Source organism: Cytobacillus solani (assembly GCF_006704205.1).
GTDB classification, from domain to species: Bacteria; Bacillota; Bacilli; order Bacillales; family Cytobacillaceae; genus Cytobacillus; species Cytobacillus solani.
Genome location: NZ_CP041305.1, coordinates 4,572,993 through 4,599,521 on the forward strand (window position 1 = coordinate 4,572,993; position 26,529 = coordinate 4,599,521).

General features: G+C 39.8%; 27 protein-coding genes. 9 read left to right on the forward strand and 18 right to left on the reverse strand.

What is annotated here, in order from left to right; all coding sequences use genetic code 11:
* Positions 1-84: 84 nt before the first annotated feature.
* The 17 genes from FI644_RS22945 to FI644_RS23025 form a co-directional block, all read right to left on the reverse strand.
* Positions 85-1,422 (reverse strand): 5'-deoxyadenosine deaminase, encoded by a 1,338-nt coding sequence (locus FI644_RS22945; RefSeq protein WP_053475962.1) that lies wholly within the window; start codon positions 1,420-1,422, stop codon positions 85-87.
* Positions 1,419-2,588, reverse strand: coding sequence for a M20 family metallopeptidase (locus FI644_RS22950; protein WP_142108857.1), 1,170 nt, complete (start codon positions 2,586-2,588; stop codon positions 1,419-1,421). The genes FI644_RS22945 and FI644_RS22950 overlap by 4 nt, the downstream gene beginning before the upstream one ends.
* Entirely contained in the window at positions 2,588-3,202 is a 615-nt protein-coding gene (locus FI644_RS22955) for a DUF1989 domain-containing protein (protein ID WP_231690066.1), read from the reverse strand. The genes FI644_RS22950 and FI644_RS22955 overlap by 1 nt, the downstream gene beginning before the upstream one ends.
* Positions 3,203-3,318: 116 nt before the next feature.
* On the reverse strand, positions 3,319-4,002 hold the full coding sequence (locus FI644_RS22960) for a cyclase family protein (protein WP_142108858.1): 684 nt from the start codon (positions 4,000-4,002) through the stop codon (positions 3,319-3,321).
* Between the two features lie 170 nt (positions 4,003-4,172).
* Positions 4,173-5,981, reverse strand: a complete 1,809-nt coding sequence (gene ade, locus FI644_RS22965; protein ID WP_142108859.1) for an adenine deaminase — start codon at positions 5,979-5,981, stop codon at positions 4,173-4,175.
* Positions 5,982-5,986: 5 nt separating this feature from the next.
* On the reverse strand, positions 5,987-6,265 hold the full coding sequence (locus FI644_RS22970) for a EutN/CcmL family microcompartment protein (protein ID WP_053475957.1): 279 nt from the start codon (positions 6,263-6,265) through the stop codon (positions 5,987-5,989).
* Between the two features lie 13 nt (positions 6,266-6,278).
* Positions 6,279-7,004 carry a hypothetical protein gene (locus tag FI644_RS22975; protein ID WP_053475956.1) on the reverse strand — a complete coding sequence of 242 codons (726 nt, stop codon included), beginning with the start codon at positions 7,002-7,004 and terminating at the stop codon, positions 6,279-6,281.
* Positions 7,005-7,006: 2 nt separating this feature from the next.
* Positions 7,007-7,288, reverse strand: coding sequence for a BMC domain-containing protein (locus tag FI644_RS22980; RefSeq protein WP_053475955.1), 282 nt, complete (start codon positions 7,286-7,288; stop codon positions 7,007-7,009).
* 21 nt (positions 7,289-7,309) lie between these two features.
* Entirely contained in the window at positions 7,310-7,639 is a 330-nt protein-coding gene (locus FI644_RS22985) for a BMC domain-containing protein (RefSeq protein WP_053475954.1), read from the reverse strand.
* A gap of 27 nt (positions 7,640-7,666) precedes the next feature.
* Entirely contained in the window at positions 7,667-8,644 is a 978-nt protein-coding gene (locus tag FI644_RS22990; RefSeq protein WP_142108860.1) for a hypothetical protein, read from the reverse strand.
* 16 nt (positions 8,645-8,660) lie between these two features.
* Positions 8,661-8,924 (reverse strand): BMC domain-containing protein, encoded by a 264-nt coding sequence (locus FI644_RS22995; protein WP_053475952.1) that lies wholly within the window; start codon positions 8,922-8,924, stop codon positions 8,661-8,663.
* Positions 8,925-9,220: 296 nt separating this feature from the next.
* Positions 9,221-10,558 (reverse strand): UbiD family decarboxylase, encoded by a 1,338-nt coding sequence (locus FI644_RS23000; protein WP_056684531.1) that lies wholly within the window; start codon positions 10,556-10,558, stop codon positions 9,221-9,223.
* Complete coding sequence (locus FI644_RS23005) at positions 10,555-11,145, reverse strand: UbiX family flavin prenyltransferase (RefSeq protein ID WP_231690065.1); 591 nt, start codon at positions 11,143-11,145, stop codon at positions 10,555-10,557. The genes FI644_RS23000 and FI644_RS23005 overlap by 4 nt, the downstream gene beginning before the upstream one ends.
* A complete protein-coding gene (locus FI644_RS23010; protein ID WP_082446572.1) occupies positions 11,138-11,728 on the reverse strand; it encodes a cysteine hydrolase family protein in 591 nt (196 codons plus the stop codon). The genes FI644_RS23005 and FI644_RS23010 overlap by 8 nt, the downstream gene beginning before the upstream one ends.
* 140 nt (positions 11,729-11,868) lie before the next feature.
* The gene (locus tag FI644_RS23015; protein WP_053475950.1) at positions 11,869-13,329 is read right to left on the reverse strand and encodes a dihydroorotase; all 1,461 of its coding nucleotides are present in this window, start codon (positions 13,327-13,329) and stop codon (positions 11,869-11,871) included.
* Between the two features lie 124 nt (positions 13,330-13,453).
* The gene (locus FI644_RS23020) at positions 13,454-14,782 is read right to left on the reverse strand and encodes a nucleobase:cation symporter-2 family protein (protein ID WP_142108861.1); all 1,329 of its coding nucleotides are present in this window, start codon (positions 14,780-14,782) and stop codon (positions 13,454-13,456) included.
* Positions 14,783-15,034: 252 nt separating this feature from the next.
* The gene (locus FI644_RS23025; RefSeq protein ID WP_053475948.1) at positions 15,035-15,391 is read right to left on the reverse strand and encodes a Na-translocating system protein MpsC family protein; all 357 of its coding nucleotides are present in this window, start codon (positions 15,389-15,391) and stop codon (positions 15,035-15,037) included.
* A 257-nt stretch (positions 15,392-15,648) separates the two neighbouring features.
* On the opposite strand from FI644_RS23025, the gene FI644_RS23030 reads away from it, so the two are divergent.
* From FI644_RS23030 to ade (FI644_RS23060), 7 genes are read left to right on the forward strand one after another with little or no spacing between them, the layout of a single operon-like run.
* Entirely contained in the window at positions 15,649-16,143 is a 495-nt protein-coding gene (locus FI644_RS23030; protein ID WP_053475947.1) for a (2Fe-2S)-binding protein, read from the forward strand.
* Complete coding sequence (locus tag FI644_RS23035) at positions 16,140-16,784, forward strand: nucleotidyltransferase family protein (RefSeq protein WP_053475946.1); 645 nt, start codon at positions 16,140-16,142, stop codon at positions 16,782-16,784. Before FI644_RS23030 ends, FI644_RS23035 begins: the two co-directional genes overlap by 4 nt.
* The gene (locus FI644_RS23040; RefSeq protein WP_053475945.1) at positions 16,738-17,613 is read left to right on the forward strand and encodes an FAD binding domain-containing protein; all 876 of its coding nucleotides are present in this window, start codon (positions 16,738-16,740) and stop codon (positions 17,611-17,613) included. The genes FI644_RS23035 and FI644_RS23040 overlap by 47 nt, the downstream gene beginning before the upstream one ends.
* Complete coding sequence (locus FI644_RS23045) at positions 17,610-19,919, forward strand: xanthine dehydrogenase family protein molybdopterin-binding subunit (protein ID WP_053475944.1); 2,310 nt, start codon at positions 17,610-17,612, stop codon at positions 19,917-19,919. Before FI644_RS23040 ends, FI644_RS23045 begins: the two co-directional genes overlap by 4 nt.
* On the forward strand, positions 19,909-20,721 hold the full coding sequence (locus FI644_RS23050; protein ID WP_246066977.1) for an XdhC family protein: 813 nt from the start codon (positions 19,909-19,911) through the stop codon (positions 20,719-20,721). The genes FI644_RS23045 and FI644_RS23050 overlap by 11 nt, the downstream gene beginning before the upstream one ends.
* Positions 20,721-21,050, forward strand: a complete 330-nt coding sequence (locus FI644_RS23055) for an XdhC family protein (RefSeq protein WP_053475942.1) — start codon at positions 20,721-20,723, stop codon at positions 21,048-21,050. The genes FI644_RS23050 and FI644_RS23055 overlap by 1 nt, the downstream gene beginning before the upstream one ends.
* The gene (gene ade / locus FI644_RS23060) at positions 21,047-22,807 is read left to right on the forward strand and encodes an adenine deaminase (RefSeq protein ID WP_053475941.1); all 1,761 of its coding nucleotides are present in this window, start codon (positions 21,047-21,049) and stop codon (positions 22,805-22,807) included. Before FI644_RS23055 ends, ade (FI644_RS23060) begins: the two co-directional genes overlap by 4 nt.
* A 52-nt stretch (positions 22,808-22,859) precedes the next feature.
* Here ade (FI644_RS23060) and FI644_RS23065 read toward each other — a convergent pair whose 3' ends face one another.
* Positions 22,860-24,587 carry a glycosyl hydrolase family 18 protein gene (locus FI644_RS23065; RefSeq protein ID WP_056684523.1) on the reverse strand — a complete coding sequence of 576 codons (1,728 nt, stop codon included), beginning with the start codon at positions 24,585-24,587 and terminating at the stop codon, positions 22,860-22,862.
* A gap of 231 nt (positions 24,588-24,818) precedes the next feature.
* Between FI644_RS23065 and plsY the strand changes: the two genes are divergently transcribed.
* Positions 24,819-25,406: a glycerol-3-phosphate 1-O-acyltransferase PlsY gene (gene plsY, locus FI644_RS23070; RefSeq protein WP_053475939.1), complete on the forward strand. Its 588-nt coding sequence runs from the start codon at positions 24,819-24,821 to the stop codon at positions 25,404-25,406.
* A gap of 323 nt (positions 25,407-25,729) precedes the next feature.
* Positions 25,730-26,497 carry an ATP-binding protein gene (locus FI644_RS23075; RefSeq protein WP_053475938.1) on the forward strand — a complete coding sequence of 256 codons (768 nt, stop codon included), beginning with the start codon at positions 25,730-25,732 and terminating at the stop codon, positions 26,495-26,497.
* The last annotated feature ends 32 nt before the right edge of the window (positions 26,498-26,529 follow it).

Genomic DNA, 26,529 nt, shown 5'->3' on the forward strand with positions numbered 1-26,529 from the left:
AAGCTAGATATTTTTAATCTATCTCTATTTTACCGAAAAGATGGTCCATTTTCTAATCATTGACATTAAATATTTTTGAATGTGCTAATTTGCCACATTTTCAAGCTTACTCAGCAGCCGTTTAATCGCCCGGTTAGATTCTTGTAAAATAATTTTTTTATCGATTGTTTTCAACTGCCGATTTTCCATTAACACTTTCCCATTTACAATTGTCGATTCTACATCAGCACGAGTCGCTGAATAGACAATACGTGAAATTGGATCAATATCATACGAAGGATACACATGAAAATCGTTTAAGTTTAAGATCGCTAAATCAGCTTTTTTCCCCGGCTCAATGCTGCCAATCTCTTTCTCCATTCCTACAGCTTTAGCTCCCCCAATTGTCGCCATCCTGAAAACTGTTCTTGCATTCATCGCTGTTGGTCCATGAATCGGCTTCTGAATGATGGCAGCTAACCTCATCTCATTAAACATATCTAAATTATTATTGCATGGGGCACCATCAGCACCTAAACTCACATGTGCATGCTGATCAAGTAGGCCAGGCAAATCAGCTACCCCTGAAGCAAGCTTTAGATTGGAGCCTGGACAATGACTCACCTTTACGCCACGCTCTTTAATAATTCTTTTCTCTTCCTCGTCCAGCCATACGCAATGAGCTAGAATCAAACGTTCATTCGCTAGGCCGAGATGGTCTAAATAGACGACATTGCGCATTCCATGTTCTTTTTCAACGAGTAAGATTTCATTCGCATTCTCTGAAGCATGTGTATGGACTCTTACATTGTATTTTGCGGAAAGGTCCCTTACATTTGTTAATAATTCCTCTGTACATGAGACAACAAATCTAGGGCAAAAAGCATATTGAATACGTCCGCTCTCATACCCATGCCATTTTTCAAGCAAATCAACACTTTCTTGAAGGGAGAATTTTGTATTTTCTCGTAAGCGGATAGGAACCTCATTTCCCTTATCCATCATGACCTTACCTGCTAAGGCACGAATGCCGCTCTCTGCCAGAGCCTGGAATGCATATTCAGTATGGTGGACAGTTTCCATATCAACGACCGTTGTCGTTCCACTCTGCAAAAGTTCACCAATGCCTAGCATGGCCGAATAATAAATAGATTCTTCATCATGTGATGCTTCAAGCGGCCAAATTCGTTGTTTTAGCCAATCCATCAGTTCAAGATCATCAGCTTGCCCTCGAAATAATGTTTGACAAAGGTGAATATGTGTTTGAACAAAGCCTGGTATAACTGTTCGGCCGGCAGCATCGATTATTTTATTTGCCGAATGAGAGAGAGAATGTCCAATTTCCACAATCCTGTCATCTACAATATAAATATCACCGGTGATAATTTCTTCGTTCGCATTCATCGTGATGATTTCAGCATTTTTAATCAGGATGCTGCTCATTCTGTTCCTCCTTGCGCTAGGCTCTTATGCCCATTCATTGTGGTGTCAAAAGAGAGTGCAAGATTCTTATAAAATTCGATTGAACGTTTGAATGCATCAATTGCCACTGATTCATTTGGCTGATGGGCTAGTTTTTCATCGCCCGGCCCATAAATTAAAGTAGGGATTTCACTTCTCGGATTAAGTACTGCACCGTCAGTATAATAAGATACGCCGAAGCATTGAGCATCTGTTTCACCCTTAATGGCTAAGGCACATTGAATAAGGTCTGCGGATGATGACGTAATGATGGATGGCCGGTCTAATACTTTTGTTAATTTATATTCATAAAGCTTCTGTTTCTCGATAAGCTTATCTAATTTTCCCCTTAGTTCTTCGATTAGCTTTTCATGAGCTTGCGGAGGCACCGTGCGAATATCCACCCGGATGATACAACGATCAGGAATAACATTAGTCTGAATACCGCCCTCAATCATCGTCACAGCCAAACTGCTGCTGCCGAGTGGCTCTTTTGCTATTGTCCAGGTTAATTTCAATGATGTTAGTTCATTGATCACATGTACCATATGATCGACTGCATTAATTCCTTGATCTGGCATTGAACCATGAGCTGTTTTCCCAAAGGTTGTAATTTCTAGCCAAAGCGCACCTTTATGACCAACGACAACCTTCTCATTCGTCGGTTCACCGATTACGAGTGCATCAATCGTACGATTCTCGGTTTCTTCTAGGAATGCTCTAGCTCCACAGCTGTCTACCTCTTCACCAGCTGTAGCAAGGAACGTAATAGTTGGTATAGGAGTGATTTTTTCTAAATATATAGATTCAATAGCTAAAAACATCGCTGCTAATCCGCTCTTCATATCGGAAGCGCCTCTGCCATAAATCTTGTTATCAATAATCTCACCAGAAAAAGGAGGATACGTCCATTCCGTTTCCCCAGGGGATACCGTATCCATATGACCGCAAAAGAATAAATGTTTGTCTCCAGTGCCTTTCAGTGTTAGCTCAAAATTACTGCGGTTATTTCCAAGATTCGTTACTTTAAAAGGAAGCTCATTCATCTTACATCTTTCGATAAAGGCCTTTGTTACTTCATGCTCATTTCCTGGGGGATTAGAACTATTAATTCGGAGCAAGCTTTGGAGAAAGTGAACATCATCCATTATCTCGCCTCCACAATTTGCATTTTTAACGAAGTAACCTTCCATCCATTGACAGGAGCAAGGTCTTGGGAACATGTAGTGCATGCAATGACAGTATCATCCAACGCTTTCAGCCGCACATAATCACCTGGCTTCGAAAGCGGTTCAGCAATAAAATAATCTCCTAAATCATCTACAACATTATTCATAAATAGATTAATTGGATCCGGGATGACTGGAGGATGAATATTGTATTTTTTCAAAGCCATTTGCAGATTATCATGACAGTTCGGATGATCCTCTTGGTTAAAATCCATCTTATAGCGGTAATAATCACATGCTGGGAAGAAGAAGTCATGCTTACCTACCGTATCTTCAACAAGCTGCATAAGCGGGCGCCGTCTGTTGCTGTAAAGATAATCACCAATTTTCAGCCGAATGCTGCTTAAGGATGCCCTCATATGAACAGGAGAAACATATTCGCTCGGATCGGAGTGATTAAAGCAGACAAAATCCCCCACTTGCTTTCCATCCATATCGATAATAATGAGCTCTTCCCCTTTTCGTAAAAATGCACTTCTACCTTCATATGGAGGAATGATAATTTCCTCACGTATTCGTTCTTGATTATACATTTCATCACCTGCCATGCTATTTTATTTTGCGGGAACGCCTTATTTGGGAAGGAATTCATTATATTTGCAAAATACATAGTTTTATTTGCAATCTAACATAATAATTTTGCAAATACTTATTCGATAAAGACTGCTACAGCTCTGATCGGAGAACCGGTTCCTTTTCTGATCCGAAGCGGTAAGCCAAAATAAAGGAAACGCATCCCTGCAATTTGATCAAGATTACATAAATTCTCTGTATTCGTTATTCCATATTCCCTGCATACAAGATGCCCTGAATAGCTAGGATCATCTGGATGATCAATTGCAGGCGCATCAATGCCAATATTGACTGCACCTTTATCAGCAATCCACTTGGCCGCTTGATAATCAAGTCCTGTATATGTTGTCAGCCACTCATCTGTTCCATAAGAGCGATTGTAGTGTCCTGTGTAGAGGAGAACAATATCTCCTTTTTCGATAAATTGGCCTGATTGTGCTATGGCAGCTTCAAGATCACGGTTTGTAATGGAGCGATCAGCAGGAATATGAGAAAGATCCAAACATACAGCAGGTCCATAAAAATATTCAAGCGGCATTTCATCAATGTACTTTCCATTTGGGTCAAATTCATATGTAGCATCACTGTGGGTAGGACCGTGTTCATTGATGATTAGATTGTTAGTGGCAAAAGGGAAACCAATCTTTTCTATCGTTTCCTCATGTGTAATATTTGAAAAAATCATGGTGGTAGGATGAAGGGGGAAAACAGGCATGCCATGATAGATTTCTTGTGTCAGATCAACTAATTTGACGCCCATGATAATCTCCTTTCAAGTGTTTTTTACTAGTAAGCTACGAAATGTTCGATAAAAATTTAAAAGTGCTCAATAAATTGCGAAGTTTGCTAGATAATTTGCGATAAATGCTTGATAACATTCCTAAATTACTAGATAAATTGGATTCCCCAAATAGATATTTTCTATTTTCATCATAAAATCGTTGGAATAACCTCAAATTTATCCACATCAATCAAACCTTTATCAGTAATTTTCCATTTAGGACTTGTAACTAATGACCAGAAGGATAAATGCATAAATGGCACTTCCATTCCACAGCCAAGCACTTCTTTTGCAAGTCTTGACAATTCATCAACCTTCTCGCTCATTTCTTTTCCTGTTAATTCATCGGTCATTAGCCCGCCAATACGGAGCGGCAAGTCTCCTACGACCTTGCCATCCTTAATCATCGCAATTCCGCCGTCCATCGCAATTACTCGGTTAACAGCTGTCACCATATCCTCATAATTCGTTCCAGTCACAATAATATTATGTGTATCATGGGCAACACTTTCAGCAATAGCACCGCTTTTCAAATCGAAGCCCTGTAAAAAGGTTTTGCCGATTTTTCCAGTGCGTCCGTGGCGCTCGATAACGAGTAAAGGCAGCACATCCTGCTTCAAACAAGGCTGGACAATGCCATCCTTTACATTGAGGGTGAACTCACTTCCACCGGTTAAGTTCTGAAAAGGAATCGCTTCAATCGCACGCACCTTTGCCCGGCTTCCACTTGCTTTTACTGTAACTTCATCTTTTTTAACAGGCTTACGCTTCACAGATTTCTTTACACTTTCAGGATAGATATAGGAAGGGATCTCAATCGTTAATTCTCCTTTTTCCGCGACTTTTTTTCCTGCTAAATACACTTGGTCAATCGTCATATTCATTAAATCGCTAATGACTGCTATGTCTGCACGTTTACCGGGTGCAATCACGCCGACATCCTTAAAGCCAAAATGTGTAGCAGGATTAATCGTTGCCATTTGTATTGCTTCAACAGGATCAATGCCCTCCGCAATCGTACGGCGAATAATGTCATTCATATGGCCGTATTTTAAAAGATCGGCTGGCACCATATCATCAGAAACGACAATTGCGCGTCTGGAATCGAGCCCCTCCTCTGTAATCGCACGGATACACTCAGCCATATTGCGCTGTGAGGAACCTTCACGCATGAAAACACTCACACCATACCTAAGCTTCTCTACAGTTTCTTCTTTAGTCGTTGTTTCATGGCAGGATACATGTGTACCGCCGCTAATAATATGCGCAGCAAGTTCCCGTCCAAACAGCCCTGGTGCGTTTCCTTCCACTGTTTTTCCGATGGCATTTGCATACGAAACAGCAGCTACCAGATCATCAATTAACTCTGGCGCATGCTCATATACAGGTTTAATATTACTGAAGCTTTGTATCTCTCCGATTCCCTGGACATATGGGTCTGTCAGTAAATTCTTCATATCCTTTGCTGTTACATCAAATCCTGAAGTTTCAAGTCCCGGTGCATCTGGAACTGCACATGGAACAGTAAAAAGGATTCGGTTCGGCAGTGTCTTCGCTTCTTCAATCATTTCCTTCATTCCTGCAACACCAAGCACATTGCCGATTTCATGCGGATCACCGATTAAAGTCGTTGTTCCAGTAGGAATCGAGAGCTTCGAAAACTCTGTACACGTAAGCATTGCACTTTCGAAATGCATATGCGAATCGATAAATCCCGGACTGACGAATTTCCCCCTGATTTCTTCAATCCTTGTTTTCGGACCAATTAAATCCTTCACATCGCCGACCATTAATACATGCTCACCCTTGATTGCTACATCTGCTTCATAAATTTCTCGCGTAATGACATTGATAAAATAACCGCCCTGAAGTACGATGTCTGCGAAGAGGTTCGAGTCAAGTAAAACATCGATTAATTTGCGATACTCCAATGCCTTCTTTATTTGTAGTGCATCCACAAGCTTTAACCCCCCAACGTTGTTCCTTCTAAACTATCAATAATGCCAATGATTGCTGCATCAATTGGTGCTTCTTTATTTTTGATGGCTCTTCCCGCCATACTGCCTGATACAAATATCACTCGCTCACCTATTCCAGCACCTACTGTATCTACTGTAATAATGGGGTTCGATAACACATTGCCATCTATTCCAATCGGCTGAGTAATCAGCAGCTTTGTTCCTACTAAATTTTCATCCTTTTTTGTTGCTGTTACCCGACCGACTACTACGCCCATTTGCATTTTTACCGTCCCCTTATTCAAACTTAAGCGTTATATTTAGTTCCTTCGCTGTATCTTTAGCAAGTGGTGTAATAATCATTTCTTCTGACACGACAAAACTATGAATATTTTGCTGATGAAAATATCGAATAGCTTCCTTGTTTATGACTGTTTTTTTTTCTGAAAGATTAGGTAATTTTTCATTCTCACCTATTAAATTAATCCCCATATTCTTCAACTGGATCATTTGGTTATATAGATTTCTTTTTAATCCATTTGATCCTTTATCTATGCCTTTCAGACGCCAAAGCGGATGATATGGATCTGTTCCAGTTTTCAAGGCAATTACTGTTTTTCCTGTTAACAAGGCAGTTAAAACGAGGCGTACAAATGGCCGTTGTTCATTAAAAGAAAGGATATCTGACACAATTGAAAAAGAAAGAATGGGAATTAGAACAATATCTGCATGTGAGAGAGTCTTCTCTGTCAGCGAATGTTGAGGAATCCAGTTGTCCGATTGAGAGACCCTTACTAATTCTTCAATAGAAATATACGTTAATACCTCTTCTTCAATAGAGAAACGAATGATCGCTTCCTCACCGCTTATCCTTCTTAAAAAAGAAAGTCCTGAATCCATTCCAATCAGATGAGTGGTAATTAGAGCCAGAACAGTTAGCTTCCGCCTTTTGATTCCAGAATTACGGTAAATAAGTTCTTGCAGAGTATGCTCCATTAAGACACTCTGCTTTTCAGATGCCATCGTTATTCACCTTTTTTGGATAATAATGCTCTTTCTACTTCACTATGCGGTCTTGGAATAACATGAACAGATACAAGTTCACCTACACGGCTTGCTGCTTCCGCACCAGCATCAGTTGCCGCCTTCACTGCACCCACATCCCCTCTAACCATGACAGTGACAAGTCCGAAACCAACCTTTTCGTAGCCGCAAATTTCTACATTTGCTGCCTTTACCATCGCGTCTGCCGCTTCAACAGCACCAACTAACCCTTTCGTTTCAACCAAGCCTAATGCTTCACCCATTTCGTTCCCTCCTAAAATTGATTATTGTTCGGTGTTATCCGGTATATTTACTGCCTTCTCTTTTAATTTAAAGTGTGGCAGCAGTTTTCCTGCTACTTCCTGATGTGCCCTAGGAATCACATGTGAGGAAATTACTTTCCCTACTCGTTCAGCTGCATCTTTTCCAGACTCAACTGCTGATTTTACAGCGGCAACATCTCCACTAAAATGAACGGTCACTCCAAGATAGCCGCTCACTCCAATAACTTTTTCAATTCCGACAATTTCTACATCTGCTGCTTTTACTGCGGCATCTGCAGCCGAAACAGCTGTTAAATAGCCAACCGTTTCAATCAAACCAAGTGCTTGCAATCTTTTTCCCGCCTTTCAAGTTGAAAATTAGCTTAAACGCTCTGCTTGCTTTAGCAATTCTCCTGAGACTTCTTTAACAGTTTCATAGTTTCCGTACATTAATAGATAATTTGTTTCAATTTGGTAATGGATGTTTTTATCCGCTGATCTTTTCAATAAACGATCTAACAGAAATACAGCTGTATAATACTCAATCCCTTCGAGCACAGCTACGCCTTCCACTTGTGTTTTTAAATCTAATTGCTTTGTTAGCCAAGGACTTGGCGAATGAGCCTGATACACTTGGATTTGCTTATATGAAGACTGTGAAAGGCGCTGGAACATAACCTTTAATCCCTGCTTTAGCAGCTCTGCATTGTCTTCATACAATTCAAGAACGAAGCTTTGCTTACTTTCTTTATCCCATAATAAAAAATACTTCATTGAAGGATATTCTCTTAATAGTTCATTTAATATAAAAAGCTGAGCCGGCTGACATTTTTGAGAGGTAATAACCCCTATTGCATTTGATTTAATGGAACGCTGAAAATTTTGCAGCAATTTTGGATGGGGACTTGAATATATCCAAGCTTTCATGCCGTCCCTTGTCTGTCCAATCAATTGACTTTCTTCCTCGACATTGTTTTTTCTCATAGGTGAGTGGTGCCATTTTTGATGAATCGGCTGATTTCCTTGAACGAGTGACAGCGTTTGAAGCCTGGTAAGCGGATCCTTGTCATACCCATTTACTGGAGGAAGGGACTCTTTTTTAACAACTGATTCATTATTAGATCTACTCTCTGCACGATGATCAGCCAGCTCTTCTTTTATAAAAGATAAATTCTTCTGCCTGTTTTTTTGTTGATAGTTAGGCCGGTTAATTTTTGGAATCGTCTGTGGAGATTTATTTTCAACCGTTGATTTCGAATAGAGAAAACGAGTCTCACTGCCGAAAAGAGGATTCTCTTTCGGTTTCTGATTCGGTTTCATTACTTCCTGGACAATGCTTTTCATAAAATCAGACAATGTTTATTCACCTCCATTAAAGGATCTTGCTAAGCTCAGAATGCGGGCGAGGAATCACATTGAATGATACAAGCTCCCCGCCTGTTCTGCTGTGGGCTGTTTTGCCAATTTCAACGGCAGCTGAAACGGCTGCTACATCACCTTCCACGATAACGGTCACAAGACCAGAGCCTACTCTTTTTAAATCTACTAAACTGACATTCGCTGCCTTCGCCATAGAATCAAGCGCTTCAATGGCAGCAATTAATCCCCGGGTTTCAATCATGCCGATTGCCTTCATACGTTCTCACTCCCTACCAAGAAAAGCTCAAGCGCCTTGCTCAGCGCCGTATGGACTGGAGCGCCCCCGACGAGATAAAGGAAACACGAAGAGCGATAGCGATTCGATGTTGACTTATCGTAGGAGGGGAAGGGAAGTCCAATAGGCGCTAGGCGTTGGTGCTAGACAGTTCTCAAATTTGAAAAATGTTATACTTACTTAATCTGTAAAAAACGCAAATCCTCTAATATGTCCATCCTTCACGTACAAACACCCTAAAATGTCCACGAACGGTGCCAGGCACCGGTGAATGTTAGTTATAGATAGTCTGCTAGATTGATATCTATTGGAATGGAAGTTCTTCGGAAAAGTTCCTCTTTGCCAAGCGGATAGGTTGCATCAACCCCCATTTTGTCAGTAACCCCTCTTAAATTGTGGGAAGATTCAAGTGGCGAACCCTTTGCACCAGGAACAATGAAAATATCTTCAGATGCCTGTACTCTTGTAGCAACCGCCCATTCCACATCATCAGAATCAAAGATATTTACGTCATCATTTACAACAACTACATGTTTTAAATCTTTATCACTGGCAAATGCTGCAAGGGCTGCTTGCTTTCCATCACCCTCTGATTTCTTTTTAATCTGGATGACTGCATGGTAGCGGGCTACACCTCCCATTGGAATATGTACACCCGTAATATTCGGAACGACCTGCCGAACAGTACTAAGCAGAGTTGCTTCCCGAACAAGTGCCATCGGCAGTCTTTCTTCATAACTGGATGGGAAAATCGTTTGATTTATGGCCTGATTTCGATAGGTAACCGCTGATATCTCAACTACAGGCTGTGGAGATTGTGTGCCATAATATCCAGCCAGCTCTCCAAATGGACCTTCCATTTCTCTTTCATGTGGAAGCATATGTCCTTCGAAGACAATTTCAGCCTCGGCAAGAACATCCAAATCAACGGTTTTGCACCGGACCACATCTAAGGATTGTCCAAGCAAAGCACCTGCAACATTGAGCTTATCTGTATGATAGAGATGTGTGCTTATTTGGGAGCTTAATACGACAGCCGGAACAACGCCAAACATAACAGCTATTTCCATCGGCTGCCCTAATCTCTCAAAATAACTATATTGCTCCATTAATTCTGGAGAAGTAATTAAGATATTTGTCCGATTGCCTCCCAAATACTGCATTCTTCTAATTGATGTATACCTTTTTTGTCCAGTAATATCTTTAACAATTAAAATACCTGAAACATAATAGGCTCCCGAATCCTCTACATGGTAAGTAGGAATCGGAAATAGATCTGCTAGATCAAAATCTCCGGTTACTAAATTTTCTTGGACAGGACCTGACTCTTTTAAGGTTGTTGGAATCGGGTTCACGATTGAATCAATAATTTTTGGAATTAATTCTGAAGAAGGAATACCTATGCTATCCGCTAGCAGTTCTCTGTCTCCTCCAAGCCCCGCTGCCATTTGTGATTGATACCCTTTTACTTTTTCAAAGAGGAATGGCTGTTTCCCATTTTTCGTATTAATTATCGCTCCTAGTTCATAAAGGGGGTCCACTTCTTTCTTAATTCTGTACAATAGCCCTCTATTTTCCCAATCATCTAATAAAGCCCTCATCGTTACAGGATTCATGCCTTCTCACCCCATCTTTCAAGCAAACGATGATCGATCCCTAACATATCGAGAATGCGAGCCACCATGAAATTCGCAAGCTCCCAAATTTCCGTTGGTTTATGATAAAATCCCGGTGAAGCCGGCATGATGCAGGCGCCCGATTCAGCTAACCTGGTCATATTACGCAAATGAATAAGATTAAAAGGAGCTTCACGCGGAACGATGATGAAATTTCTCTTTTCCTTTAAAATAACACTAGCCGATCTGCTTAAAAGAGTGTCCCCAACCCCATTTGCAATTGATCCAAGCGTATTCATTGAACAAGGGACGATGACCATTCCATCTGTAAGATAAGAGCCGCTCGCTATGGATGCAAACAAGTTCTGGTTGCTATGAATCGTGGCATATTCCTTAAGCTCCTTCATCCCGATTCCGCACTCAAATTGCATGACTTTTTCTCCCATTTCCGTCGCAATGACATGCGTCTCAACACCTAATTGATGAAGGGCGCGGACCAATGTATATCCATAGATTGATCCGCTCGCTCCAGTAATTCCCACTAAAATCCGTATTTTTCTTTCACTTGTTTGCTTGAAATTAGACAACCTGTTCATCTTGGGAGAATTTACTTTTAACTGCCTCTTTATACTCCTCTGTTGAGAAAATATCACCAAAAATATCGATATCTCTTAAACCTGATACATGCATATCTTCATCCTGAGAAGTTGTTCCATCAGAAATACAGATGACATTATAGCCATGGTAAAGAGCATCTGATGCCGTGCTTCGTACACAAACATTTGTCCAAACCCCTGTTAATACAACAGTATCAATCTCTTCTTCTCTTAGAAATAAGTCAAAATCTGTAAAGCTGAAGGCACTATGTCTTCTTTTCTGAACGATATAATCGCCCTTCTCTTCTTCCGGCTTCAGCTCTGGGATGAAATCAGAACCCCACGTGCCTTTTACCGCATGCACCGGTCTCACCCGGAAATCGCGGTCATTTTTTCGATGTGCTTCTTGCACATGAACAACTTGAATATTATTGTCATGTGCAAAATCAACGAGTTCTCTAATTTTCGGGACAATTTTTACGCCATTTTTACAGCAAAGCGCGCCCTTTTCATCAATAAAATCGTTCAACATATCAATAACGACGATGCAATGCTTATTTCCTCTCAATTCCACTATAGAATCATCCTTTCTAGTTTTATCTACGAAATGCACCTGTTTATCTACGAAATTTATAAAATATCTACGGAATCGGCTAATATATCTACGAAATTTCAGATATATCGATTAATCGACAAAACTCAATGAGTTTCTGATTAATTTTGCTTAACCGTTTCCTTTGCTTCCACCTTCACTGCTTCAAATTTCTCATACTTAAATGTTCTTTCAAGACGCTGAATACTTTGGCGAGGTACATATTGACCATATCCCGCTTGCCCTAGGACACCTTTTCCATCTTCATATACAACATTGCCGCGGATTATCGTTTGAACTGGCTTTCCTTTTAATTTCATTCCATGCAGCGGATTATATTTTGCCATTGATTCTGTTTTTTGTTCATCGATCACATATTCTTTTTCAAGGTCAATTACCGTAAAATCTGCATCACTGCCAATTTCCATGGAGCCTTTCTTCGGATAAATGCCATAGTGAATAGCCGCATTTCGGCTTGTCACCTCAACAAAGCGAGATAGAGATAGGCGTCCTTTATTTAATCCTTCACTTACGAGAATCGGAACCATCGTTTCAACCCCAGGAATACCTGGGAATGTATTCCAAATCGTTGCACCTGGAAAATCCTTTTCTGTAGCAATTTCGTATGGGGCATGGTCTGTTCCAACAAAGTCGATCGTCCCATCTGCTAATGCTTGCCAGTGTGCTTCATTGTCTTCTTTTCCGCGTAAAGGCGGAGCAATTTTAGCAAAAGAACCTCTTTCAGACATTGAATCCTTTGCATTTAACACTAAATAGTGCGGGCAAGTTTCAGCCGTTACTTTTACTCCTCGTTTTTTCGCTGCTTTAACGAGCTCGGCGCCTCCCTTAGTAGTCATATGCACTACATGAACACGGGCATCTGTTGCTTCGGCAAAGCTAATGATTAATTCAATGGCCACCTTTTCAGCAAGAGTAGAGCGCGCTTCTGCCCATGCAGGTCCATCAAAACGACCTTCTTTTTCTAATTTCTTAGAATTAAACGTGCAAATATCATAGTTCTCAGCGTGTACTCCAATCGGCAATCCAGTTTTAGAGACAGCCTTAAAAATCTCCAGCATTTCTGCATCTGAAACACGAGGGAAGGTTGGGACGGATGGTGTCATATATACCTTGAATGCAACAACACCTTCATCTATTTGCGGGTAAACGTTATCAAGCCAGCCTTCACGAGCATCCTCGCCTGTCATCCCGCCCCAAAAGCAATAATCTACATACGCTTGATCACGGATTGGCCCAATTTTCTTTTGGAAGCTTTCCCCGTCCCGGACAGATGGCTTGCTGCAGCAAGGCATATCAATAATCGTAGTCAATCCGCCAGCAATAGCCGAGCGGCTTCCAGTCGCAAACGTTTCCCGATGAGTAAAACCAGGATCCATGAAATGTGTATGTGGATCAATACAGCCAGGAACAACGAGCTTACCGCCGATATCTATCACTTTCTCTGCATTTAGAAAGCTAATATCATTTGAAAAACCTACAATCTTACCATCATTGATAAGAATATTTGTTAATACTTGACGATCCCCCTGTGGGATATTTGCATTTTTCAAAATTAATTCCATATAAAGACCTCCACTTATTAAAATATGATTGCTTCTTTGGATCGAAGAATCGGCAATTGGATTGAACTTGTTTCTCAGCCTCTAATCTATTAAAAAAGAAGCTTGCAGATCCAAACTCAAATTGTCAAATGACATCAATTGAATGATCATTTTTCAATTGTTCAAACTGCTCATTCTTACTACTATTAATTTCTTTATAATTAAATACCAGATTTAATAAAATTGCTGTTAAACTTCCGACAACAATCCCATTTTCAACTAGTAAACGGACGCTTTCTGGAAGATTTCCAAAAATAGCTGGTTCAACGGCTGAACCAAGACCGATTCCAATCGAGCATGCCACAATAAGCAGATTTTCATTCTTACTGAAATCGACACTGGAAAGCATGCGAATCCCCGAAGAAATGACCATTCCAAACATCGGTATCATCGCTCCTCCCAATACAGCCATCGGAATAATCGTTGTTAAGGCAGCCACTTTTGGCAATAGTCCAAGAATCATGAGAATAACACCAGCAGCAATGACAACATTTCTTGTTTTTACCTTTGTGAGCGCAACAAGACCAACATTTTGTGAGAATGATGTATATGGAAAAGAATTAAATATTCCTCCAATTACAACCGCAAGACCTTCTGCCCGCAGCCCTTTTTTAATATCCTTTGAATCTAGCTTTCTTTCACAGACATCCCCTAATGCTAGAAACACTCCGGTTGATTCAATCATGCTCACAATGGCCACAAGGGTCATCGTAAGAATGGCTGATACATTAAAGGTCGGGAAGCCAAAGTAAAAAGGCTGAACTATATGAAACCAGGAAGCGTTGGACACTTCAGCAAAACTGACGATCCCCATAAAATAGGCAACAATTGTTCCTGCAATTAATGAAAGCAGAACCGAGATTGCCCGCATATACCCCTTAAAAAATCGATTCATCACAATAATCAAGACAAGAGTCAATGTTGCTAAAAATAAATTTTCTAAGCTTCCAAAGCTAGGAGCTCCCTGGCCTCCTGCTGCATTATTCATTGCAACAGGAATTAAAGACACCCCAATAATCGCTACAACAGAGCCAGTAACAATTGGCGGGAAAAATCGCATAATTTTACTCATAAACTGCGATAAAATCATAACGATAATTCCTGAGGCAATGATGGCTCCATAAATAGCTGTGATCCCTTGCATGTTCCCGATTGCAATCATTGGGCCAACTGCGGTAAACGTGCACCCTAGTATGACCGGCAGCCTAATCCCAAAATGCTTCCCGCCAATAACTTGCAGTAAGGTGGCAATCCCACAAGTAAATAAATCAATGGAGATTAAATAAGCTAGCTGTTCGGCATTTAATCCGATCGCAGGTCCAACAATTAGCGGTACGATTACAGCACCTGCATACATTGCAAGTACATGCTGGAATCCTAATGTACCCACTTTCCAAGAATTTAGCTTTTCCAAAGACATCCCCCCTGGTTTTTTCTTTGTTAAGCTTTTCCATGAAGACCATATACACGTATCAACTTTCACCTCCCTAATATGGAATAAAAGTTTATATAAAAAACCGCAGCAATAGAGCACATCCTTGAAGTAGAATGGTCTATTGCTGCGGTTTCAATTAACTTTCGATCAACAAAAGCTAGCGTAACCGCTTTCAATATAAGATTAAAGACAAATGCGCGCTGCACATCGATCTCTAAGTAAATCTTTCTCTTACATATATTCAGCAAGATAAATAATAGTACACGCTTCTTCCGTAATGGGGTCATAATCTTTTAAGATCGTTTTTACTTTCAAATGGAGAGTGCTTTCAATCTGACCTTTAAATAATGATTTAAATTCAGCAATCAATGCAGAATCAACCGAAATGGTCAGATGATGAAAATTTTTGCTAAGCATTTTCAGTGCCTGTACTCGTTTATGCTGGGCAAAAATAATTACACGGTCATCAAATATTTCAATTCGCTGTTTTTTCACACCCACACCATAAATTTCTTGATTTACCCGATTGTACAAAAAAGCGAGATCCTTTTTAAAGGTGTGCTGGAAATGTGTTGAAATAGTAGACATATTTGCCTCCTGTTCATCACTATATTAAATTAATCCACTTTTCATACCAATATAGTTATTGGGAATTTTGCATTACGTCGAAATAGATCTGAATAATAGGAACGAAACATTCTAGCATCTTACAATCTATTCTATCTAATTCTTTTTGGGAAAGATGTCAAAGGATGTCTACCATATCTTATTTCCGTTCGACGTCTTCTTACAATTTGCCCCCTGTTTTTCATGGTTTAATTATTTTTAGTCAAGGAGGAAAAAGGATGAAAGAACTAAATTTCACTGTAAATGGTTCCCTCCACTCTGTGTCATGCCATCCAGCGAAAACATTATTGGATGTATTGCGTGAGGATTTGGATATGACAGCAAGTAAAGAGTGCTGCGGGAAGGGCGAATGTGGATCATGCTCTGTCTTGCTAAATGGTGAGGTTGTCTGTTCATGTCTAGTACTCGTTGGTCAGTTAGAAAATGAAGAAATTACAACATGTGAAGGGATAGGCTTAACTGCCAATATGGATGTCATCCAAGAATCCTTTGTTGAAGAAGGAGCGACTCAATGCGGTTACTGTACCCCTGGAATCATTGTCGCATCAAAAGCGTTCCTTAAAAATATTGATCAAGTACCAACGATTGATGAAATTAAAACCGCTCTTGGAGGAAACCTCTGCCGCTGTACTGGTTACACAAAAATTATTAATGCTATCCAAATGGCAGCAAAAAAGGAGCTCCAAGAAAAAGGAGCAATGCCGGCCGTATGAAAGTTGCTGCTATACTTCTTGCTGCAGGCAAATCTACTCGTATGGGCTGTCTGAAAGGTATCCTTCCCTGGCAAGGAACGACATTATTCGAGCATCAGCTTGAAATTTTGGAAGCTTCTAATCTATCACAAATCGTCATTGTAACTGGCTACAAGTCTGAACGTTTTTTGAAGTTAGCTGCAAATTACGATGTACAAACCGTTTTAAACACCAACTATTTGAAAGGAAAATGCTCCTCCATTTTGACAGGACTTCGGAATATTAACAATGAAGCTGAAGCGGTATTAATTGCTGCAGTTGATCAGCCGACAGACTCTCTCATTATTAAAAAGCTTATTAAAACGCTGCAAATGACTAATTCATCCATTGTGGTCCCAGTTTATGGCGGAAAAAGAGGACATCCTATTCTTTTTTCTACAAAAATTATGACAGACTTATTATCAATCCAGGAGGAAACAAAGGGACTTCGCTCCTTATTTAAAAAACACCAGGTATATGAGATTCCTATTAATCATTCGCTCGTAGAAATTAATATCAACACTCCATCCGATTATCAAAAAGCACTGAATTTGAACAACTTAAAGGAGGGACAAAATGCTAATTTCAGAAATGGATATTATCACACCACAAACAGTAAATGATTGCTTGCTCATTCTATCAAAAAAAGAAACTGAACATCGCATAATCGCTGGTGGCACAGACGCAGTTGTGCGTATGAAAGAAGGAAAATGGCTGCCTTCTACTTGGATTAACATTAAGGGATTAAAAGAATTGCGCTATATTAAAGAAATAAATGGAACGATACATATCGGTCCTTTAATAACCCATACAGATATTATCCACTCCTCCCTTTTACAAAAAAAAGCGAATATACTTGTTGAAGCTGCTCGTGAAGTTGGAGCAATACAAATGCAAAATATGGGTACTATAGGCGGGAATATTGGAACAGCTTCTCCTGCAGGTGATACCATTCCTGCTCTTTATGTACTGAATGCAGCTGTCGAGCTTCAATCACTGCATAACAAAAGGCTCATACCAATCAATCTTTTGTTTACTGGTCCTGGGCGAACAGTAATTAAACCAAATGAAATGATAACAAATATTATCATCCAGCCACAAACTGAAAACGAAATTGGGATATTCCAAAAATTAGGTCCGCGTAAGGCTCAATCAATTTCAATTGTGAATGTTGCAATCATGCTTAGCATGGCTAAGGATCGCGAGTGCTTAGGAGGAAAAATCGCCTTTGGCTCCGTCGCACCAACCATTATCCGCGCAAAAAAATGTGAAGCACTCCTACCCTTGAATCCATTAACAGATGACATCATTGAAAATATCGCAAAGATCGCTTGGAAGGAAGTTATGCCGATTACCGATGGGAGAGCAACGGCTGAATACCGGCGCGACATGGCAAGCGCACTGCTAGAGAGAGGTCTTTATCGCTTAATGAGGAGATGGGAAAGGAAATGAAACCATCATTGAATTGGGTAGGAAAGCGCGTGAAGCGTATTGACGGACCAGAAAAAGTAACCGGTGAATTAAAATATATGACAGATTATCATTTTGAAAATATGGTTTGGGGCAAAGTGCTTCGTGCGAAATACCCATACGCTAGAATCCATTCAATACAAACTGAAAAGGCCCGGCAGCTTCCAGGAGTCATTTGCGTTCTTACACACGAAGACATTCCCGGATTTAATGGCTTTGGCATCGTTATCCCCGATCAGCCTGTCCTTGCTTCAGATATTGTCAGGTGTACAGGTGATGCTGTTGCATTAGTGGCTGCCGAAACACAGGAAATTGCTGAACAAGCACTTAGATTAATCGAAGTTGATTATGAACTGCTCGAAGCCATTACAGATGCAGAGCTAGCAATGTCCTCTTCAGCACCCAAGCTCCATCCTGACGGTAATATTCATAGCCACGTAAAAATAATAAATGGCGACACCGATGCAGCTTTTAAAGAAGCGGATATCATCATTGAAAACACATTCTATTCACCTAGACAAATGCATGCCTTCATCGAAACGGAGGGCGGATGGGGTGTGATGGATGATGAAGGATTGATTACAATCCGCTGCCCTGGCCAATATGCATACAGAGATCGAATGCAAATCGCTCGTGCACTCGCCTATAATCCAGAGCTCATAAGAGTAATTTCTAGTCCAATTGGTGGTGCATTTGGCGGGAAGGATGAAATTACTGTCCAGATTTACCTTGCACTCCTTGCAATGTACACGAACGGACGACCAGTGAAAATCCACTTAAGCCGTGAAGAATCCGTTATTGCAGGCATCAAAAGGCATCCTTTCAAAGTACAAATGAGAACTGCTGCCAAAAAGGACGGAACCTTGCTTGCCAACGAAGTAAGGGCGGTTGCCGATACAGGTGCCTACGCTTCCCTTGGCGGTGCTGTGATTGCCCTAGCCATCGAACATTCCTGCGGTCCATACAAAATTCCAAATGTAAATCTTGAAGGTTTTTGCGTATATACAAATAACGGCATCTCTGGTGCATTCAGAGGTTTTGGCGTTAATCAAGTCTGCATAGGAATTGAAACCCATCTGGATATGATCGCTGAGCAGCTCGAATTAGACCCAGTCGAGATTCGTAAGAAAAATGTGTATCATCAAGGAGACATTTCAAGCATGGGGCATGTTGTGAAGACAAGTGTCGGCACCTTTAAAACGCTTGAAATCGCGGAAAATTGTGACCTTTGGAAGAATCGCAGTCAATTCAAAAAAGAGGTTAGCGAGCCTTGGAAAAAAAGAGGCGTTGCCTTAGCAACCTCCTTCCATGGGATCGGTATGGGAATCGGATTGCCAGACTATGGAGCAGCTTCTATTGAACTATTGCCAAATGGAAAATTTTTAGTCGCTGTTGGCTGTGAAGAAATTGGCGGTGGAAACGGAACCACCTATGCACAGATTGCTGCAGAAATACTAAATTGTGATATTAGTAAAATAAAAGTTGTTCAAGGTGACACTTCTAAAACGCTTGATGGCGGGACAGTAACCGCTTCCCGCTCCACTTATACAGGCGGAAGAGCCGTTGCAGCGGCCGCACCGAAAATGATCAAGCTTCTCACAAGTGCTGCTGCTGAAATTCTCCAAGTTCCTTTATCTGATATAATCGTTCAGCGTGACTGCTTAACTGCCAAGGAGGAAAGTCTCACATACAAAGCGATCTATGAATATCTTTATATCCACCATAAGCCAGCTAAAGTAGAAGGACATTTCCTCCTCCCAAAAGAAAAAGTAGAAATTAAAGGTTCCGGTGGAGCTCCCCACCACTTGTATGGCTATTTAACTCATGTGGTGATGGTTGAGGTTGATACATTAACGGGTGAAACAGACGTCCTTCGAGTTGTCTCTATCCCTGATGCTGGAAAAGTGATAAATCCTCAAGGATTAGAAGGCCAGGCTGAAGGCGGTGCAGTCATGGGGATTGGCTACACACTTTATGAGGACGTAATCATCGAGGAAGGCTTCCATAAGACAAAAAATTTTACTGATTATATCATTCCTACCATCCGAGAAACGCCCGTGATTGAAACCTTCCCTGTTGAGGATGCGGAGCAAACGGGACCATTCGGTGCAAAAGGAATTGGTGAAGTAGTGATGATTCCAATCATTCCAGCGATTATGTCTGCTATTTATGATGCAACTGGAGCAAGAATTTATCATCTGCCAGCAACTCCCGAAAGAATTTTCAATGCGTTAAAAGACGTAAAAAACAAAATGCCCAACATTCAAGGTGATAAAAATGATGAATGACAGCTTATACCTGAATCTTTCTGAATCAATAAAACAGCGCAAAGAAGTCTTTTTACTTACGATTACTGATTGTGACAATCACGAGCTAATAGGACGAAAAGTACTTTTAAACCCTATGGGGGAAATTTATTCAACTTCCCCCTTCCCTCCTTCTTTACAGCAAATGATCATAAATTATTCTGAAAAATTGATTAGGAAAAAACGCTCGGGCACATTTACTTTTTCTTGGAACGGTTCAATGGTTGAATGTTTTGCTGAACATTTTCCGGTGCCAATCCATTTAATTGTTGCAGGTGCTGGACATGTTTGTGAACCTGTTGCTATGATCGGGAAATCGCTTGGATTCTATGTAACCGTCATAGACGATCGAAAGGAATTTGCTAACAGGGATCGATTTCCTCATGTTGATGAAGTTGTCTGCCAATCCTTTCTTCATTTTTTCCAAAAGGCCGAGTTAACAGCGCAAACCTATATTCTTCTTCTGACAAGAGGACATAAATACGATGTTTTAAGCTTGCAGGAACTGTTAAACCGGAAAGAAAAGCCTGCCTATATCGGAATGATTGGCAGCAGACGACGAATTTCGGGTGTCTTTGAACAATTAAAGAATGACTTTCCTAACGAAAGCTTCGATCATTTTTTTACCCCAGTAGGACTAGATATTGGAGCACAAACGCCTGCAGAAATTGCTATAAGTATTATGGCGGAAATTTTGAAGGTGAAAAATCAAGCATCGGGTGTCTCACTAAGCACGAAGTTTCACAAATTTACGAGAATGGGGTTTCGTGAGGGGGCAATTTAATGGAACAACTTCACCTAATCAAACGGACTATGGAGATTAGAGCTGCTGGTGAGAATGCAGCACTAGCAACGATTATCCGAACAAAAGGCTCGACTCCCCGAAAAACTGGCAGCAAGATGATTATTTTTCCATCCGGAAGAATTGAAGGGACAATCGGTGGTGGCTGTGGAGAAGCGGAGGTGATTGAAAAGGCGATCGAAGTCATACAATCAAGTAATCCAGCTAAACATATCGTCGATCTCACAAAAGGACTTTTCTACGAAGATGGAGGAATTTGTGGCGGAATCATGGAAGTATATATAGAAATAGTTTTAGAAAGGGGGATATGAGATTGAAGCTCACAATGGATCGGCTAAAAAGAAGGATTGCTGTTGCGGCAAAAAGAGTTCCTGCTGATTTAGTTATCAAAAACGCAAAGATCATCAATGTTTTTACGAGAGAAATTTTAGAAGATAATATCGCAGTAGTAGATGGTTTTATTGCTGGGATTGGCCAGTTTGAAGGATACGAAACGATTGATGCGAGTGGAAAATACATCGTCCCTGGTTTTATTGATGGTCATGTGCATATTGAATCAGCGATGGTTACCCCAGCTGAATTTTCTAATGTTGTCGTTCCCCATGGAGTAACAACAATCATTGCAGATCCTCACGAAATTGCCAATGTAAGTGGAACGAACGGCATTGAATATATGCTGAATGCATCGGAAGGTATCCCATTGGAAGTTTTGATAAAGCTGCCATCCTGTGTTCCTGCTACTCCATTCGAAAACGCAGGAGCCACGCTTGACTATGCAGATCTAACCCCTTTTTATAACCATCCTCGAGTGATCGGACTTGGGGAAGTAATGGATTACCCATCTGTTATGCAAAATGCTGAAAACATGCTCCATAAGCTGATCGATGCCCATTCAAAAGACAAACATATTGATGGCCACGCGGCTGGTTTAAATGGAGATGGGATTAATGTTTATATGGCTGCCGGCATTCGAACAGACCATGAATGTGTTACTTCTGATGAGGCATTGGAACGCCTCCGGAAAGGGATGTACGTCATGCTCCGAGAAGGATCTGCTGCTAAAGACTTAATCACTCTCCTCAAAGCAGTGAATGAAAACAATGCAAGACGTTGTTTATTCGTAACGGATGACAAGCATTTAGATGAACTAATTAATCAAGGAAGTATCGACTACAATATTAAGCTTGCAATTAATCAAGGGCTAGATCCCCTTCTGGCCATTCAAATGGCCACATTAAATGCGGCAGAATGCTTTGGCCTGAAAAGCAAAGGGGCGATTGCTCCTGGGTATGAAGCTGACTTTTTAATAGTAAACGATCTCCATTTAATCGAAATTGATCAAGTTTATAAATCTGGTAAACTCGTTGCCAAAAACGGAAAAGTAACAAATTCTCCGGTTTTAAAAATTGAACCCGATCCTTCAATCGTTAATAGTGTGAAAATAAAACCACTTTCAAGGGAACAACTGCAGATTAAAATAGGCAATGGAAGCCTTGCGAATATTATTGAAATCCTGCCAAACATGATAATAACGAAGCATCTTATTGAGGAAGTCGATTCTCATAAAGGTCTATTCCAATATAATTTGGAGAAAGACTTGTTAAAAATAGCTGTACTCGAGCGGCACAAAATGACTGGCAATATCGGTTTAGGAATTATTAAAGGACTTGGCATTAAAAATGGAGCTATTTCTGCAACCGTTGCTCATGATTCACATAACATTGTCGCGGCTGGTTCGTCTGATGAGGATCTTTTAGAAGCAATTGCCCATACCTCAGAAATGAAAGGCGGCTTAGCTGTTGTTCAGAACGGAAAACTTCTCGCCTCCCTTCCGCTATCAATCGCAGGTCTTATGTCTGATATGCAGTCAATCGAAATTTATGAACGATTAAAGGAAATCACTCAAGCCTTAATAAAAATCGGCTGTACTTTTGAATTTAATCCGTTTATCACTCTCTCCTTTTTAGCCCTGCCAGTGATACCCGAACTTAAGATCACGGATCTTGGCTTATTTGATGTTAAAACATTTAGGCATATTGAGATCGAAATACAAAAGATGATGAACTAACTAAAACTATGATCTAAAAAAGCTAGGGGTTTATCCCCCTAGCCTGATCAACTTACTTCTTCGTCACTTGTCCTTCTTCTTCTTTTAAAGAAAGTGCGGTCCAAGCGGATTCATCCGCAAAAAATCTTGACCAGCTGGCCACACCCGCCAGATCATATTTCATTGCCAAATCCGCACGTTTGCTTAATGACAATTCATCTTCCAGCCAAATTTTGTACGTTGTTTGTTCTGCTTCTAAATAAAGCTCGGCATAGTTCTGCCCACTTGCTTCATCATACGCAGGTGTTAATCCATTTTCTGTAAGCCACTCCTGTACTTTGCTCATTGAAAGCGCCTTAGATGAAACCTCTCCAGTATCTTTTTCTGCCCAAAGTCTTGCATATAATGGTACACCCAATATTAAGTGGTCGTTCGGAACAATATCCAATAGCTTCTGCAAATTAGCCTCAACCCATGGAAGGCTAGCAACACTTCCAGCTACTGGAGATGATCCCCAATGCTCGTCATATGCCATAACAATCATATAGTCTACGAGACTAGCAAGCTTATCTCTTTCATAAAAGGCAGACCAATTTCCACTTGCAATAAACGTAACATCCATTGAGACGACAAGACCTGCTTCATGAAAATACGGAACAGCTTCACGAACAAATTGTGTAATAAGCGGGCCATCATCTGGATTTACATTTTCTATATCGAGATTAATTCCGTTTAATTGATAAATTTGACTGAAATGCAGGAGCTGTCTAATCATCTTCTGTCTTGTTTCAAAGTCTTTAAAGGCTTCATGGGTTAGCTTCGGATCAAACGCGTTAGAAAATAAGCCCCATACTTGATAGCCTTGCTTCCCAGCCCAAGTAGAAAAATCAAGTGAACCTAGATTTTTTATCGCCCCACTGCTATCTCCTAATTCAAACCATGTTGGTGAAATCACGTTGACACCTGGCATTTTGGGCATCTTTGCCGGATCCGGATTTTTTGTATAGACTGCTTCCCATGTGAGATGGATTGGTCCATCTATTTTCGGAACAACGATTTCTTCTTTTTCATGTGTGATCGAAACTTTTTCAATGAGATCCTCTTTCATAACAAAATCCTTTTTTAAATATCCAGCGATTCCATTTTCTTTTCTAACAAAATAGTAATCTTCCTTTTCCCCTTCAATAAATAGCTTGTCATCCTTCCCTGCTTGAACAGTATAAGGAGATTGTAAATTAGAATCCGTTCGCAATCGAAGCTTTTCCTCGTTAATCTTCTTGTCTGTCACATGTCCGTGAACTATTTTCTCGCCATCTTTTTTCAGCCAGATGGCATTCGTTTCCGGCATGATTGAGTATTCGATTGGATAATAAGCCAATATCGGTTCAAGAGCAATATACTTTTCACCGTTATTCACTTTAAAAACGGAAAAGTGTAATTGAACGGGTTTTTCATTCACATAATAGGTCAGTGATTCAGAAGGCATTTGTATAACCTTGTTTTTCGTTGTCAAAATAATAGAATTAGACTTTTCATCAAATGTAATCGAGTCATCAATATATTCTTTTAGGAAAGTATATGGCATATAGACACTATCGTTTTCAATGATTGCATTTCCTGCCTGTTTTCCTTCGAATAAAATGGGATTATCCCCTTGAAAATATGCTTCCTTTTCAGAGGATGCAAAGGGATAAAATAATAAAATAATACTTGAAATAATTAATAAAAAGGCAATTAATAGTCCAGCAATAATCCAGCCTATTGAATGCGTTTTTTGTTTATGAAATTCTACACGAGCCATTGTAAACTTCCCCCTCAAAACTATCGTATCGAAAAATGCCGGAATATGAAAGGCATAAGAGCAAAAACATCCTTTAATGATAACGAAAACGGTAATAGGAAAGTTTCAAAGTTTTCATTTTGCAGATAATAATATCATTCTGGGGTATTTCATTACGATTGTACATAGTATTTTTTATTTTCCTCATGGTACAATATAGGCACCGTACTTAAAGATTGAAGGAGAGTTTACATGGTAACAAACGGAATAATCATTGTATTAGCTTATTTACTCGGCTCTATCCCCTCTGGTTTAATTATCGGAAAGGTTTTTCATGGAGTGGACATTCGTGAGCATGGCAGCGGAAATTTGGGCGGGACAAACTCTTTTCGAGTACTCGGCAAGAAAGCTGGATTAGTTGTTACAATTGCAGATATCTTAAAAGGAACCATTGCCGTATTACTGCCATTTATTTTTGGTTCAGAGGATATGCATAAGCTAATTCCAGGTATTTTTGCCGTCATCGGGCATATGTACCCGATCTTTGCTGGCTTTAAAGGAGGAAAAGCGGTAGCCACATCAGGTGGAGTTCTGCTGGGATACGCATTTCCTATGTTTATTATTATGTTAATTGTATTTTTTGTTTGTTTATATATTACAAAATACGTTTCTTTATCATCTATGCTAGCAGCAATTGTTGCTGTCATATACTCATTAATTGTTTGGGATCTCGCTCTTATTATAGTGGTCTCGATCATGTCCACCTTTGTTATTTATCGGCATCGGGCAAATATTAAACGAATAATCAACAAAACTGAGCCAAAAGTAAAATGGATATAGATCCACTACATTTTTTATTTTCTAAGCAGCAGAGTATTCTGCTGTTTTTCTTTTGCCTTTGTCTCCTCATTTGTTTTTTACAATTTTGTGATTTTTTGTTGTTCTAATTAAAAGTAATTATCGTTCGTTATTGATAACTTTATAATATTTAGTATAATATAGTCAGAAAGTCATATTTTTACTTTTTTTCATTCCTTACGTAGAAAATATTACATATCTGAACATAATTAGATTTTTTTCGTCATAGTTTAGATTAAGAAAAAAATTCTTGTTAGTTAGCCGCCGTGTGTTTTAAGAAATAATCATAGTAAGGATGATTAATTATGAAAGATTCAAACAAGCCATTCCTTGAAAAAGATAACAGAGTTAAGCTAGATTCGACTGAATTACTTGAAACCTTCATTTATCCGCAATATTTAGAGAATATTAACACACTTGCTGCTGGAATTGCTCATGAAATTAGGAATCCATTAACATCAGTTAAAGGCTTCCTTCAGCTGTTAAGACCGTATTTAATTGATAGCGGCAAGGAACAGTATATTGATATCGCTCTTGATGAATTAAACAGAGCAAATAATCTCATATTTGAATATTTAAATGCATCGAAACCGCAAATAAATAAAAAAGAGGAGCTTTCTTTACGCAAAATTATTCATGAGACAGGCTTATTATATGAAAGTGAAGCAATGTTTCATGACATTATACTGAACATACAACTCCCAGATCATATACCAGCCATATTTGCAAATGGAATGCAATTGAAACAAGTACTCGTGAATCTCTTAAAAAATGCCATTGATGCCATTAAAGAAAAAAATGAAAAGATTCCTGGGAAAATAGAAATCTTCATAGAAATAGAGGATTTATCAACTGTTTCCATTTGTATTTCTGACAATGGCTGTGGAATGACAAATGAAACATTAAACCATCTATTTACCCCTTTTTATACGACAAAGACTACTGGAACGGGTATTGGGCTCCCGATATGCAAGAAAATTATTGAAGAACATTCAGGTCAAATATTTATAACTAGCAAACTCGGAAAAGGATCAACATTTAAAATTGTATTACCGATCCACAAAAAATTATAGTTTTAATGAATTAAGCGGCACCTTATGGCGGC